Source organism: Synechococcus sp. H55.8 (assembly GCF_047462375.1).
In the GTDB taxonomy this organism is placed as follows: domain Bacteria; phylum Cyanobacteriota; class Cyanobacteriia; order Thermostichales; family Thermostichaceae; genus Thermostichus.
The window spans coordinates 26,514-39,996 of sequence record NZ_JANSJC010000007.1 but is presented as its reverse complement, the minus strand read 5'-3'; the positions used below and the strand labels follow the sequence as shown (position 1 = coordinate 39,996).

Below are 13,483 nucleotides of genomic sequence, written 5' to 3'. Positions count from 1 at the left end.
CAGGGACACCCTCACCCCCGGCCTCGCTCCCTCAGGGACAGCCCAAGCGCTCCGCGCCGCTCACGCGACCACCCCCGGCCCCTCTCCCTCAGGGACAGCCCTCACCCCCGGCCCTTCTCCCTCAGGGAGAGGGGAGCTGGGAAATAACGAGCTGTTTCCTTGTTATTTGCAATGACTCTATAGATTGTCACGGGGTAGCGCATCCGCCAGTTGAAATCGAGAGATAGCCCGCAGAACCGACCCATCTGCCCAAGTTTTTTGTAGAGTGACGGCAGGCCGGATCCCGCATTGAGGCCCAGTGGGCGGCGGTGCGAGGGCGGCGTGAGATCTAGCCAAAGTTCAACATGCGAACCATCCCTATCGTCAAGTCTGTCCTGCAACGGCTAAAGTCCGTGCTGAAAAAATCTCTGCGTTCTGCTCCGAGTTCTCCTCGCCCCAGATCCCTGCTTGTAGCCAATGGACGGAGCCTTATCAAACTGGGCAGCGTTCTGGCTTTGCCCTTGCTGTGCTCGGCATGGCCCGCTTGGGCCCTGACACGGGTGGCGCGTCCGGAGCTGCGCGATCTAAAGCGTGCAGCCATAGTTCGGGTGGTCGACAACAACACCCTGGTTGTCCAGCTTGAAGGGGATTTGGATTTGCGGCTGGTGCAACTGATCGGGATCGATCCCCTGCCGGCGGAGATCAATCCTACGTGGACGGAGCTGCGCGGACAAACCCCTTTGGCGGTTTACAATGCCGGCCAATATTTGCAGACGGCTTTGCTGGGACGGGAGGTGTTTCTGGAGTTGGATCCTGCCCTGGCTCCCGCTCCCACGTTACCTGCCTACGTTTGGCAGGCCAATACCCTCATCAACCAGGAAATGCTGTTTTTGGGCCATGGCCTGTTGTCTGGGCGAACCGATGGCCTCAAGTATGGCCCTATCCTCAGAGAAGCAGCCACTGCGGCAAGGCAACAGGGGCGCGGCTATTGGACGTCCTATGGCCCTCGCTGACCTGCTCCCCACGGCCAGTCGCGTTGGCGGGATGAAGTCCTGGCGTAGCTCTTAACTGGGAACTTTAGGTCGCTTTTCGCTAAAACAGCCTGTAAGTTCCAGGCCTCCCTCTCTATCCTTGGCTGGTCAACCCCCGCAGCCGAGCTGCCGGGGAGGGGCTGAGCTGTTCTCTTTAGATTTCTCGCTTGTTTATGATGATCTCATGTGGGTTTCCAATCCTGGGCTGCCCAGCTCCTCAGGGAACTGAAAGAGATCCCGCCGGGCAGTTTGGAGTTCCTTATGCCGGATGAGTTGCCGTTTACCCTAGATCAACTTCTCATTGTGCGGGCAATTGCCCAGCAGGGTAGTTTTCGCCGTGCTGCCGATAGCCTGTTTGTCTCCCAACCCGCTGTCAGCTTGCAGGTGCAGAACCTAGAGCGGCAGTTGGGGGTGGTGTTGTTCGACCGCAGTGGGCGCAAGGTGGAGTTGACGGATGCCGGGAAAGTATTGCTGCAGTACAGCGAGCGCATCCTTAAGCTGTGCCATGAAACCCTCGAGGCTCTGGCAGATTTGCAAGCAATGGAGCGAGGGCACCTGGTTTTGGGGGCCAGCCAAACGGTGGGCACCTATGTCATGCCTTCTTTGATTGCGCAATATCACCGCCGCTATCCCCAGATTTCGATGCAGCTCTTGGTGCAATCCACGCGGCGAATCGCCCAGAAGTTGGTGGATGGTCAATTGGACGTGGCCATTGTCGGTGGGGAGATCCCGTTTGACTTACAGCGGCACTTGAAGGTGATGGCTCTGGCGGAAGATGAATACGTGCTGGTCGGCGCCCCCGGCTGTGCCGTTGACTCTCCTGCTCTAGCGGATCTGTTGACTTTGCCTTTTATCACTCTGGATCCCCAGTCTTCCACGCGGCAGACCATCGACCGGGTGTTGAATCGCCACGGCATCAACCCGGCTCAACTGAATGTGCGGCTGGAGCTCAGCTCGATTGAAGCCATCAAAAATGCCGTCCAGGCGGGTTTGGGGGTGGCTTTTTTGTCGACGGTGGCGGTGGGAGCCGATGTGGAGCAAGGTCGGTTCCAAAAGCTGGCGGTGGAAGGGCTGCAGATACGGCGTACCCTCTGGCTGGCTTTTAACCCGGAGCGCTATCAATCGCAGGCGGCCACCCGCTTTCTCCAAGGGCTACTGACCCGCCAGGACTGGCTGAAAATCCCCCCTCCCCATTTGCAGTTGCTCGGTTGAGTCGCAGCTTTTCCCGACCCCGTGGGAGTTTTTGGGATCAGTTAAGATCTCTACAAGATCCTCAGAAGAAGTGCTGCCTGGGATCCATCAAGGGCTCTGTCCCCTCACCCGTTCGCGGCGGGGTGACCTTGGCGTAGCACGGGAAAAGGCTGTATCTGCTGACGATGGGCCGATGATCGAGCAAGAGCTGTTGGAACGGCTGCCTTTGGCGCAGCGCCTGGCGGAGTTACGAGCGCGCGTTCAAGCGATCCCGCTGCAGAGGGTGAAATTGGAAGGATTGAACATCCCGGGGGCAGAGTCCTGCTGGGCCGCCTATCGAGAGTGGGGAGACGGGATCCCCCTGCTGTTTTTGCACGGTTTTATGGCCACCCACGCCAATTGGTGGCCGCTGATGCAGGGGTTGGGAGGCGAGTACCGCTGCATCGCCCTCGATTTGCTGGGGTTCGGGCAGTCCAGCCAGCCGGCCTTGCGCTACGACATCGGTGCAGAAGTGGAGTTTGTGCGCGGATTTGTCCAGGCGCTGGGCCTATCGGCTCCGGTTCTGGTGGGCCATTCTTTTGGCGGCTGGGTGGCAGCGGCCTATGCCGTGCGGTATCCACTGCGGGGGTTGGTCTTGTTGGCCCCTGCCGGGATCCGCGACGACAGCTTTGTCAAACGCTACCGCCATTTGCGGCCCTTGCTCTGGGAAAGCGTTTGGGTCGATTGGCTGTTGCGGGCGATCACCCCCCTGGCCCGATGGTGGCATTGGGAAGACAAACTGGCTCAACTCTTGTGGTTGCGCGGATCCCTGCGCCAACAACCGGTGGCCCGGCAATTTCTCCGACAACGTCTGCGCCCGCAAGCTGCCGTCGATACGGTTGAGCGTTACCTCAAACACATTCAGGCCCCCACCCTGGTGGTTGCCGCCGAACAGGACGACACCATCCCCCTCTGGCACTGCCAAACCTACGCCGCAGGGATCCCCGGAGCGCAGCTCAAGATCCTGCCCGGCGCCAGCCATGCTATCCCTGCCTTGCATGGGGAACAAGTGCTGCCCCTCATCGGGGAATTTCTCGATGCAGCTTTTTCCAAATGTTACCCGAATGCTATGGGAGTTCCCCGGTGATGGTCGATAATGCCAAGTCTTATCTTGCATCCATTGAACGGGCCAATCCAACCAGAACCGAACAACTTGAGCGCATGAAAGCTGTGGTCATGAGTGTGCCCGGTGGACCAGAGGTTCTGCAACTCCGAGAAGTCCCTGAACCTCAGATTCGCGGTGAGCGGGAGCTGCGCATCCGCCTCAAGGCAGCCGGCGTCAACCCCATCGACACCAAGCTGCGGCGGCGAGGCACCTTCTACCCCGAAGAGATGCCAGCCATCTTGGGGTGTGACGGTGCCGGCGTTGTGGAAGCCGTGGGATCCGGCGTCAGGCACTTTACGGTGGGAGATGAGGTTTACTTCTGCCACGGCGGTCTGGGCAGGCAGGCGGGCAACTATGCCGAGCTGATCGTGGTGGACGAGCGCTTTGTGGCTCCCAAGCCCAGAACACTGAGCTTTGCCGAAGCTGCGGCTGCTCCGCTGGTGCTGATCACCGCCTGGGAAGCCCTTTACGACCGGGGACGGCTGCAGGCCAGCCAACGTGTGCTTATCCACGGGGGAGCGGGTGGAGTTGGCCATGTGGCCATCCAACTGGCCCGCCTACGGGGATCCAAAGTGGCCACCACCGTGAGCACCCCAGAAAAGGCGGTGTTTGTCCGTTCTTTGGGGGCCGACTTGCCCATCTTCTACCGGCAGACCGACTTTGTGCGGGCCGTTTGGGACTGGACAGGGGGGGAAGGGGTGGATCTGGCCCTGGATACTTTGGGCGGCGCGATCTTGGAGCAGACCTTCCCCGCGGTGCGCGTGTACGGGGATATCGTCACCCTGCTGGCGCCGGCCCCGGAGACCGATTGGCGGGTGGCCCGCGACCGCAACTTGCGGGTGGGGTTCGAGCTGATGCTCACCCCGATGCTGAAAAACCTCACCAACGCCCAGCAAAACCAGGCGGAAATTCTCAGGCAGTGTGCCCGCCTCATCGACCAGGGCCAACTGCGGATCCAGCTCAGCCATACCTTTCCTCTGGCCGAAGCGGCTGCCGCCCACCGGCTGCTGGAGCAGGGATCCGTTCTGGGCAAAATTGCCTTAACCATCCCCGAGTAGGCATGCTGGAAAAGTTGGTCGAGGATCTGCCCATGGTCGCTCCTCTCACCCCCCACCTGTTGGAGAACGAGAGCTTCTACGAAAATGCCCTCTGCTGGCTGGGACGGCCCCAGACGGCCTATCGGCTGTTGAGTGAAGCGGTTTTTCCTGCCATCTCCTCTTGGGTGCGGGGAGAGGTGGATAGCCACTCTTTTAACCACTGGCAACTGGAGGATGTGCGCACCTTTCTGTATCCGGTGGTGGCCTTGGGAGACCAGGAAAGCCTCGTTCTCTGCAGTGAAGCCCTGCTCCTCTGTGGCATCGGCAACTATTACAACCCCTGTGACTTGGCCATTGTGGTGTTTGTGCAGCAGCCCCAGGAGCTGTTCAGCCAATTGATGCAGCGCATTCGCCGGGCCGAAGCCACCATCAGCCGCGGGCCAGAGGTGCGCATGCTCTCGGAACAGGTGAACCTGGCCAAGCGCGGACAAGACTACATCAACACCAAGTATCTGGTCTGGCCCTACGCCCTTTCCGGTGCAGCTCAAGATACCCTAATTAAGCAAGGGATCAGCCTGATCCGCCTCTCCCCTCAGGAGGCTGCCTTGCCCTTCAGGGAATAGGTGGCGGAAGATCGGGATCCCTAACCCCAACCTTTCCATCTCTATCGTTTTTCATGGCCGATGCCCACCTGCCCCCTTTGATCCAAGCGATGCTGGATCCCGCCTTCTACCCTCATCCGGCGCAGGATCCCATTCAGCTTATTCAAACCCACATTTCCTATATTCTGCTGACGGGGGACTATGCCTATAAGGTGAAAAAGCCTCTGGATTTCGGCTTTTTGAATTTCACCACCCTAGAGCAGCGGCGCCACTTTTGCCAAGAGGAGCTGCGCATGAACCAACGCGGCGCTCCCGGCCTTTATCTGCAGGTGTTGCCTATTTTTCAAACCAATGGCCGCTTTCAGTTCAGCGGCAGCGGCGAGCTTGTAGAATACGCCCTGCAAATGCGGCAATTTCCCCAAGAGCAACTGTTCAGCAACCTCTTTGAGCGAGGAGAGCTGACGCCGGCCTTGATGGAAGAGCTGGGGCGGGTGGTGGCGATGTTTCATGCCCAGGCCGAGACCAACGATTACATTCGCAGCTTTGGCCGGCCAGAACGGGTGCGCGAGGCCTTTGACGAGAATTACGCCCAAACCCAGCGCTACATCGGCGGCCCCCAAACAGCTCGGCAATATCGAGAAACCCGAGCCTACACCGATCGCTTTTTTGCCGAGCGGCAGGAGCTTTTCCAACAAAGAATAGAACAAGACCGCATTCGCGAATGCCACGGAGATTTGCACCTGCGCAACATCTGTTTTTGGGAAGGGAAGATCCTACTTTTTGATTGCATCGAGTTCAACGAAGCCTTTCGCTTTGTGGATGTCATGTACGACGTATCCTATGCAGTGATGGATCTGGATGCCCGCTATCGTCCGGATCTGGGCAACGTCTATTTGAACACTTACTTGGAAGAAACCGGAGATTGGGAAGGGCTGAAAATCCTGCCCATCTACCTCAATCGCCAAGCTTATGTGCGGGCCAAGGTTACCTCTTTTTTGCTGGAGGATCCCACGGCAACAGAGGAAACCAAGGCAACGGCCTTCCGCACTGCTGCTCGGTACTATCGCCTGGCCTGGGAATACACTCTCCCCAAGCAGGGGCAGTTGTTCTTAATGTCGGGATTGTCGGGATCCGGCAAAAGTACGGTGGCCCGTCACCTAGCCCGTCAGCAGGGAGCCATTCACATTCGCTCCGATGCCGTGCGCAAGCATTTGGCCGGGATCCCCTTATGGCAACGGGGGGGGCCGGCGGTCTATACCCCGGAGATGACCGATAAAACCTACCGCCGCCTGGTGCAGTTGGGCGTGGAGCTGGCCCAGGAGGGCTACACCGTGATTCTGGATGCCAAGTTCGACCGGCAGGCGCTGCGGGGAATGGCCATTGCGCAGGCCCAACAACGGGGGATCCCGCTGCACATTCTCCACTGTTACGCCCCTGAGCCTGTTTTGCGAGAGCGCCTGCAACGCCGCAGCCAAGCTCCTCAAACCGGCTGCATCGATGGAGTTGAGCAGCGCCCTGCCGACATTGCCGATGCCACGGCCGAGATGCTTACCGAGCAACAAGCCCACTGGGAGGAGTTTTCCGAGTTGGAACGGCCTTTTTTGAGGGTTCTGGATACCAGTCAAGATTGGCCCTCTCAACTTCAGCAGCTTTGGGTCTCGACTCAAACTGCACCCAGTCAGGAAAATTGACATGAGCAAGGTGGATTTCACCGTTTGCGGGTTGAGGTTATTTCCAACCCGAAAGACACTTCCCGAACCCGCCGCGCCCCGGCCCCTCTCCCAGAGGGAGAAGGGAGTTGGGGATCGACACAACCATCCGCTGCATCGCTATTTGCAATGGCTGTAGAGGAGGGCAGCAGCTCTTGTTGAGCAGGGAACAGGGGTGCGCTTACCCGAACATTTCGCCTTACACAAAGCCAGCAGGAGGTTGGGAAGTGTGTCAACGTGTCTTTAAAGGCCCCCACCCTTTTCTCACCCAACTCGACCAGAATTGACCGCTTGCAGGAGGATCCAGCGGTGAGCGATGTAACTTCAGATGACCTGCGCCTGATGCTCCTGTTCGAGGGCTTCCCTCCTGAGAAGCTAGAGGTTCTGGCCGGGCAAATGTCGTTGCGCTCCCACCCGGCCAATCAGGCCATCTTGCTACAAAATGACTGGGGCAACGCCGTTTACTTTATCCTGGAAGGGTGGGTCAAGATTCGCACCCATGATCTCGAAGGCCGGGAGATCACCCTCACCATTCTCGGCCCAGGAGAAGTCTTCGGGGAGATGGCTGCCTTGGACGAAGCGCCCCGTTCCACCGATGTCATAGCCCTAACAGCCACCAAAGTCAGTTGTCTGTCGGCCCAGCACTTTCGGGCTTTTTTGGCCTCGGATGCCCAGGCCGGCATCCGCCTTGCTCAACTCATGTCGCGTCGTTTGCGGCAGATCAACCGTCGTCTGCAGTTACGCGAGGCCAGTAGTACGGCCCGTGTTGCCGATATCCTGCTGTTCTTGGCCGAGTCTCGTGGCCGGGTCAGCCGGGGTGGCGTAGAGATTCCCAACTTGCCCCATCGGGAGCTGAGCAGCTTGAGCGGCTTGGCTCGGGAAACGGTCACCCGTGTCCTGTCTAAGCTGGAGCAGGAAGAGCTGATCCGCCGGGATCGCACCCGAGAGGTTCTCTGCATTCCCCAGATGGAGGCTTTGGAGAAACTGATTGGCTGAATGGGGGGTATTACCAGTTGCCGAAAGCCTTCGCAGGGTTGTAAGATAATAAGCCCAGAGCCGGGATAGCTCAGTTGGTAGAGCAGAGGACTGAAAATCCTCGTGTCACCAGTTCAAGTCTGGTTCCTGGCATCTGACGCTACCCTCACCCTTGGCCCCTCTCCCATCCCTCACCCCCGACCCCTCTCCCAGAGGCCCTCACCCCCAGCCCCTCTCCCAGAGGGAGAGGGGAGTTAGGTATAGAGCTCCGCGCGCTGGCGCATTCGCGACAACGCTGCGTAGCAACAACGACGTAACGATCCGCTTCATCGCTGGGCTGCGGCGTTCAACCCAAGAGCAAAAAGAAAGCTGGTCGGGAAACCCGTCTGCGAAGCCGTGACAGCTAGCGAATGTACTGGGCCAGAGCTCGTGAAGGATATCCCACCCGCAATTTGCGCAGGGCATCCCGCTCGATCTGACGAATCCGTTCCCGCGTCAGGTTAAAGTGCTCCCCCACCTCCCGCAGGGTTCTCGCCTGTTGCCCGTCTAACCCGTAGCGCAACTCCAGCACTTGCCTCTCAATCGGCTTCAGGGTTTGCATGGCAGAACGCACATCCTGCTGCATCGATTGCACAAGGATCCCTTGGAAAGGCTGCTCTTGCCGCTCATCCTGCAGCAAATCGCCAAGGCAGCTTTCTCCTTCCTGGCCAACCGGCACATCCAGTGACAGGGGCAAAGCAGCAGCCTGCTGGATCATGCGCAGTTTCTTGACTTTAATGCCCAGTGCCTCTGCCAGCTCCGCCTCGGTGGGCCGCCGCCCCTGTAGCTTCATCAGCTCGCGGTTGGTGCGTTTGAGCAGGCGTACTTTATCGACCATGTGCACCGGCAGGCGAATCGTCCGCGCTTGGTTGGCAATGCAGCGGGTGATCCCCTGGCGAATCCACCAATGGGCGTAGGTACTGAAGCGAAAACCCCGTTCCGCATTGAATTTTTCGGTGGCCCGAATCAACCCGATATTGCCCTCTTGGATCAGATCCAAAAAGGGCACCCCCCGATTGAGGTATTTCTTGGCCACGCTGACCACCAGACGCAGATTAGCGTTGATCAGCTTGCGCTGGGCCTGTTCCCCTTGTCGGATGCGGGACCGTAAGGTGGATACGGAAATCTGCAGGGCCTCAGCCAGATCCTCGTCGCTGGGATCCCTGCCCCGTTGTTGCCGCCACTCCTGCCGGGCTTGATCGATGAGGAGCTTTTGCTGGATCTTGCGCGACAGCTCGATTTCTTCGGCGTGGTCGATGCGGGGCACGCGACCGATTGTATTTAAGTAGTGATCGACGGCATCTTCATTCAACCGCGAGCCGCCAGCAACCGGCTCTGGGTCGACTTCTTGAAGGGCAGACTCAGGGTCAAACCAGAGCTCGTCGAGCTCCTGAGGCAAAGAGGCAGAGTCTTCAGGATGAGGACGAGAAAAAACCACGGCCAAGTGAGGAGAGAACGTCACCTCCCAGTCTAGAAAGGTTTTTTCTTCCGGTGCGAGCGAAAATCGATCATGCCACCCTTTTTTGTCCCGAGATTTTTCCGGTTCAATGCTCGAACAACAGGGATCCCGTCCGCCAAGCCTCTGTGGGTAAGGGATTGCCCGCCAAAAGGCAGTAAGCGATTTTCGATCTAGGCCTTGAGGTAAGATTGTTCGTGGGCTGGCCAGCTCCACGGCTGGGATCCCAAAGAAAAGGGAACCTTGCCAGCTCAGGCTACCATGGGGCGATTGGCGAGCTGCGAACCTCTTCAGTCTGGATAAAGAATATTTACAACTTGCTGCTCCTATGGAGTTGAACGACCGGCACCATCCATCGGCCAACTTGATTGGGGAGCGGGTGCGCTGGGTACGGGAGAAGCTGCAACTTACCCAAGATCAACTGGCGGGCCGCTTGGCCAAGTACGGTGTGCAGTTGGACTACGTCAAGATCGGCCAGGTGGAAAAGGGAAAACGGCGCGTCATCGACAAGGAACTGGTGGCTTTTGCCAAGGCGTTGGGAGTGTCGGTCACTTGGCTGCTAAGCGGAGATGAATCCCATCTGTAGCAGTCGGGGGGAAGCTACATCCGATTTCCCTCAACCATCCCAGGGGAGCAAGACAGTAAAGATACAGGGCCCCAACGGGATCCAGATCACCGACGCCTTCACTTCTTCATCTAAACTTGATATTGTTAACTTGCTGTTGAGACGGCCCCATTTCACCTGCTTGTGTGAGGTTGACGGATGCTCTCCTTCTTTTTCAACTCTTCTGATCCGGCCAACAACCGGCAAAGCGGAGCCCATCGTGTGCCTGCCTCGGGCAAGACCACCGGCAGGCAGCGGATCCCTAACTACAACCGCATGTCTGCTCCCCATGAGGTGCTTAAGCAGGAAAAGCAGGAGCAAGAGTTTACGGAGATGGAGCAAAACATCAGCCGCATCCACTACTTCTACCGAAAAGCAGACATGCCCCTGGAGATGCGGCAAATTCTGACCTACCGTAAGTTGATGGAGCTGGACTACTTTACCCCACAGGCGGCCAAAGAGTTGCTCAGGCAGTGGCAGCAGCAGGAAGAGCAGGAGCAAGAACGCCGTCAGGCTTGAAAGAGGACGACCGCTTGCGAGCCCGACTGCAGGATTTAGTTTATGTAAAGTTTATAAATAGTTGAGGCTCTGCAGCAGGGCAAAACAGAGGCCGGCACTGGCCAAAGGCACGGTCAGGTTATCCAAGCCCCACCAAGAGAACACCTCCAAGCCCATGGTTATTCCCCCCACCAAGAGGCTGATGGCGAGCAAAGGGGGAGAGAAGCCGAAGTACCCCAGAAGCAGCGCCGCGATCACCAAGGTACTCACCGCCCACATGGTCAGGGATCCCTCCCAGCTTTTTTGAAGGGATCCCAGTTGATAGGGGTGTTTGCCCCAGGTTTTGCCCACCAAGCCGGCCAAGGCATCCGCCCACGTCATCACCAAGATGCCGATCACCGCGAAGACTTGTCGCTGTGGCCGCCAAAACCAAAACAGCAGCAGGCCAATGCTGAGGGCATAGAAACAGGTGCCAAAGCTGCGCCGACCGACCCCATTCAAGCTGGGCAAAAGGGTCACTCGGTAGGAGAGCAGCGCCAGGCCGGCAAACACCAGCGAGAACCCTACCCCCAGCCAGCGGGGCACTTGCAAGGCCCAAGCCAGCAAAATGATATTGCCCACGCCGATGTGAATTGCCTTGCGCACCCATTCTCCGTCCACCTGCTGGGAGCGCAGCCATTCCGCAAAAGCAAAGACGGAGGCCAGCCAGAGAGCATAGCAAGCAAGCTGCTGGGTCAGGCCCATGAAACGGCCTCAGAGCGTTTTCAAGTAGCTGAGCAGATCCGCCATCTCCTGGGGATCGGGCTGGAACTGGGGCATGGGAGGCGTTTTGCCACCGGTTACTTGCTGAATGATAAACCGATCCGAACGGCGGCTGCTCACCCCCCGCAGGCTGGGCCCCACCCGACCATCCGCTTCTTCTCCATGGCAAGCCGCACAGTTGAGGGCAAACAAGGAAGCACCACGGCCAACCTGCCCCTCTAGGCTGAGGACAGCTTGAGTGTAGGGATCCAGCCGAGCCCCGGCACTCAACCAAACCCAGGTGACTACCGCCAGGCCGAGGAGGACGACGCCCCAACGAGCTTTTTGGGCCCAGACACCTGTGAAGAACTGCTGCAAGGACTTGAGGAAAGGTTGTAAACGCTTTTGGGAGGAGGGCAGTCGCTTCTGCTCAAACTCAGCCCAGCAGCCGGGCGACGCCTGGCTGCTGCCGGATGGCGGGATGTCTGAGAGGGAGGGATGCACAGACAACGCTGAGAGAGACCGTTTCAATCTTTTACATTTCAACCAACACGATAACTCAGGAGCCCTTCCCTGCCAATAATCTGTAATGGTATTTACTTTTTCTTAATGATTTGCCGGTCTGTCTGAGATTGCGCTCCCTCTGGGATGGCGCGGTTGGGAAAGAGCCGCTCCATCGCCTCTGCTTGGGCCCAGGGATCCCGGTTCAGGCTGTGGATGAGATTGGCCCCTGGAAAGTGCGCCTGCAGGCGGCGGTAGAAGGATAAATTACCATAAACGACGACGGCTGCCACCCGCTCCCGATGCTGTTGCAGCCAATCCAGCACATAGTTGGGCAGGGGATCGCGAAGGAAAGCTTGGAAAACCAGCCCTGGAGCGCTGTTCAAAGCAGCTTCCAGCCAAGGCAGGGGGGTGAGGGCATCGCTGACCACAGGGAGAATGCCCAACGCCGCCGGCACCTGAACAGCGGGAGACTGCAACTGCAGGTCGGCAGTGTCCAGGGGGGGATCCAGCCAGATCCAGTTCAACCATCTGGGCTCTGGGGGCGGTCTGAGGGGCCGGCCACCTTCCACCCCACCGCGGGCCATGGCGGCTTGACAGGGAGCAATATCCTGCTCGGCCAAGAGGGATCCCAGCTGGGCGGCTTTGTGCAGAGCAGAGGGCAGGTTGGCGCGCGTGTTGAACAGCTTTCCCAAAGCCGAGTCCTTGCGGATGGGATCCCCCAGCAAGAGGGGTTTCAGGTGCTCGGCGGGGGAGCCGCGGCTGAGGGCCGGGTCGGTGGGATCCTTGGCCCCCATCCAGCCGCCAACAGCGCTGAAATCCGTTTCCGCCAAGGCCGGCCACACCTGTTTGAGGAGAGTTGAGGCCGCAGGCAGGACTCGCTGCTTGGCGCGCAGCACCCGCGTCACCGATTGGGCCAGTTGGACGGCGCTGAGGGATCCCTGCTGCACCGCTTCCAAAACGGCTGCCAGCGAGGCCATTGGATCGGGGGGGGCCAAAATCAGGTCGGCACCGGCCTGGAAAGCCCGCACGGCCAATCGGTTGGGAGAGAGCTCCGTCCCAGCGGCCAGCTCCGCCAGAAAGCCGTCATCGAGTCTATCCACCACGATCAGCCCGCCGAACCCCCATTCCCGCCGCAGCAGCTGGGTGAGCCGCCCCGGCAGCAGGGTGATGGGCCAGCGCTCATCCCACTCCGGCAGCACCACATGAGAAACCAAGATCGCCCCCACCTGCTCCAGCAGGAACGGCAGCCAAGGCCCCTCTTGGAGCTGGGCTGGGGTCAGGCTCAAACGGGGGCACCAGGGGATGTCCGGTGCCTTTGAAACCTGCTCTGCTGCAGCCGACCTTACTTCCCCTTTGCCGGGGAAAGAGCTGGCCGTGGTCAGGATCCCCTCTGGGACGGCTTGCTCACATCCGCGCACAAAGGCTCGCGCCAGTTGCAAAGCAGACAGGGGATCTTCCCCCAGCAGCTCTGCGACCGGGTTAAGCAGCCAATTGATGCCGAGGGCCGCTGCTTCCCGCGCCGTGATCCAACCCCACTGTTCCGCCCAGCGCTCGGCTTCGGATCCCAGGCGGCTCAGGCCCAGGGGGTGGGGAAAAGAAGTCGCCCCCTGCAGGGCCAGCCCACGACCGGCCTCCGCCGCCACCAAAAGGGGCAGGGCAGCCCAGGTTTGCAACTCTTCCACCAGCAACAGGGCTTCTGCCACATGGCCCTCGGTCAGCCAGATGCCCCCAATCCCTACCTCTTGGATCAGCCGCCTGAGAACTTCTCGAGGGGGCGACTGGGATCCCAAACGGGCCGAGACCGGCACCACCAGCAGTTGCGCCACTTGTCGAGCTAGGGACAAGGGCTGGTCAAGCTCGTCGGCCAGAGATCCGGAGACACTCATGGGCATAACCGGAAGTCGTCAGCAATGCTGGGGGATCCCCATCTTTTGCGAAAACCCAAGCGCAGATGATCCTAGCCGCTCTCCCGG

General features: G+C 59.3%; 13 protein-coding genes and 1 tRNA gene. 10 read left to right on the top strand and 4 right to left on the bottom strand.

The window, feature by feature from the left end; genetic code table 11:
* Nucleotides 1-344: 344 nt before the first annotated feature.
* From NW862_RS04835 to NW862_RS04800, 8 genes are all read left to right on the top strand, one after another.
* Nucleotides 345-992 carry a thermonuclease family protein gene (locus NW862_RS04835; protein ID WP_414334614.1) on the top strand — a complete coding sequence of 216 codons (648 nt, stop codon included), beginning with the start codon at nucleotides 345-347 and terminating at the stop codon, nucleotides 990-992.
* Between the two features lie 279 nt (nucleotides 993-1,271).
* Nucleotides 1,272-2,222 carry a LysR substrate-binding domain-containing protein gene (locus NW862_RS04830; RefSeq protein ID WP_414334616.1) on the top strand — a complete coding sequence of 317 codons (951 nt, stop codon included), beginning with the start codon at nucleotides 1,272-1,274 and terminating at the stop codon, nucleotides 2,220-2,222.
* A 70-nt stretch (nucleotides 2,223-2,292) separates the two neighbouring features.
* The gene (locus tag NW862_RS04825) at nucleotides 2,293-3,327 is read left to right on the top strand and encodes an alpha/beta fold hydrolase (protein WP_414426969.1); all 1,035 of its coding nucleotides are present in this window, start codon (nucleotides 2,293-2,295) and stop codon (nucleotides 3,325-3,327) included.
* Nucleotides 3,328-3,401: 74 nt separating this feature from the next.
* Nucleotides 3,402-4,403: a zinc-dependent alcohol dehydrogenase family protein gene (locus NW862_RS04820; protein WP_414367663.1), complete on the top strand. Its 1,002-nt coding sequence runs from the start codon at nucleotides 3,402-3,404 to the stop codon at nucleotides 4,401-4,403.
* Between the two features lie 32 nt (nucleotides 4,404-4,435).
* On the top strand, nucleotides 4,436-5,005 hold the full coding sequence (locus NW862_RS04815) for a hypothetical protein (RefSeq protein WP_414334621.1): 570 nt from the start codon (nucleotides 4,436-4,438) through the stop codon (nucleotides 5,003-5,005).
* Between the two features lie 53 nt (nucleotides 5,006-5,058).
* Nucleotides 5,059-6,675 (top strand): AAA family ATPase, encoded by a 1,617-nt coding sequence (locus NW862_RS04810; RefSeq protein WP_414334623.1) that lies wholly within the window; start codon nucleotides 5,059-5,061, stop codon nucleotides 6,673-6,675.
* Nucleotides 6,676-7,035: 360 nt separating this feature from the next.
* Nucleotides 7,036-7,689, top strand: a complete 654-nt coding sequence (locus NW862_RS04805) for a Crp/Fnr family transcriptional regulator (protein WP_414337388.1) — start codon at nucleotides 7,036-7,038, stop codon at nucleotides 7,687-7,689.
* Between the two features lie 59 nt (nucleotides 7,690-7,748).
* Nucleotides 7,749-7,821, top strand: a tRNA-Phe gene (locus NW862_RS04800).
* A 250-nt stretch (nucleotides 7,822-8,071) separates the two neighbouring features.
* On the opposite strand, the gene NW862_RS04795 is transcribed toward NW862_RS04800, so the two are convergent.
* On the bottom strand, nucleotides 8,072-9,145 hold the full coding sequence (locus tag NW862_RS04795) for an RpoD/SigA family RNA polymerase sigma factor (protein ID WP_414334645.1): 1,074 nt from the start codon (nucleotides 9,143-9,145) through the stop codon (nucleotides 8,072-8,074).
* A gap of 346 nt (nucleotides 9,146-9,491) precedes the next feature.
* Here NW862_RS04795 and NW862_RS04790 point away from each other — a divergent pair, with 346 nt between their 5' ends.
* Nucleotides 9,492-9,749 (top strand): helix-turn-helix domain-containing protein, encoded by a 258-nt coding sequence (locus NW862_RS04790; protein ID WP_414334625.1) that lies wholly within the window; start codon nucleotides 9,492-9,494, stop codon nucleotides 9,747-9,749.
* A 177-nt stretch (nucleotides 9,750-9,926) separates the two neighbouring features.
* Entirely contained in the window at nucleotides 9,927-10,286 is a 360-nt protein-coding gene (locus NW862_RS04785; RefSeq protein WP_414334626.1) for a hypothetical protein, read from the top strand.
* A gap of 51 nt (nucleotides 10,287-10,337) precedes the next feature.
* Here NW862_RS04785 and NW862_RS04780 read toward each other — a convergent pair whose 3' ends face one another.
* The 3 genes from NW862_RS04780 to NW862_RS04770 all read right to left on the bottom strand — a co-directional run bounded on the left by NW862_RS04780 (nucleotide 10,338) and on the right by NW862_RS04770 (nucleotide 13,396).
* Nucleotides 10,338-11,009: a diacylglycerol/polyprenol kinase family protein gene (locus NW862_RS04780; RefSeq protein WP_414334628.1), complete on the bottom strand. Its 672-nt coding sequence runs from the start codon at nucleotides 11,007-11,009 to the stop codon at nucleotides 10,338-10,340.
* A gap of 9 nt (nucleotides 11,010-11,018) precedes the next feature.
* The gene (locus NW862_RS04775; protein ID WP_414334630.1) at nucleotides 11,019-11,510 is read right to left on the bottom strand and encodes a c-type cytochrome; all 492 of its coding nucleotides are present in this window, start codon (nucleotides 11,508-11,510) and stop codon (nucleotides 11,019-11,021) included.
* A 92-nt stretch (nucleotides 11,511-11,602) separates the two neighbouring features.
* A complete protein-coding gene (locus NW862_RS04770; RefSeq protein WP_414334632.1) occupies nucleotides 11,603-13,396 on the bottom strand; it encodes a glycoside hydrolase family 3 N-terminal domain-containing protein in 1,794 nt (597 codons plus the stop codon).
* Between the last annotated feature and the right edge of the window lie 87 nt (nucleotides 13,397-13,483).